The following is a 370-nucleotide window of genomic DNA, read 5'->3' as shown; positions in this document are numbered from 1 at the left end:
GCCGGATCTGGCACGCTGTGCCGCGCGAAGCGGGCAACACGCCGCGCTGTTTGACGCCCGATGGTTTCAGCGCGCGTGGACGCGTCTACGAATACGGCGGCGGTTCATTTTGCATTGCCGCTGACGCGATCGTCTTCGTCAACGAGAAAGATCAGCAGCTTTATCGTCAGCCGATCGACGGTCATAGCGCGCCCGTTACGCTCACGCAAGGCACGCGACGCTATGGCGATCTGCGCTTCAGCCACGGCGCGATTCTCGCAGTGGAAGAAGACGGCGGCACGCATCGCCTCGTGTCGATTGCACTCGACGACGGCACGCGCACGGTACTCGCGGAAGGCGGCGATTTTTACGCCGCGCCCTGCCTGAGCCC

Annotated in this window: 1 pseudogene; it reads left to right on the top strand. The window is 64.1% G+C overall.

The window, feature by feature from the left end:
• Positions 1-370, top strand: a pseudogene (locus tag SB751_RS28550) (S9 family peptidase); the annotation flags it as partial.

The sequence above is a fragment of the Cupriavidus sp. SIMBA_020 genome, from assembly GCF_046535395.1.
Classification (GTDB): Bacteria; Pseudomonadota; Gammaproteobacteria; order Burkholderiales; family Burkholderiaceae; genus Cupriavidus; species Cupriavidus campinensis.
Note: the sequence above shows the minus strand (reverse complement) of the source record. Positions and strands in the feature narration are given on the sequence as shown.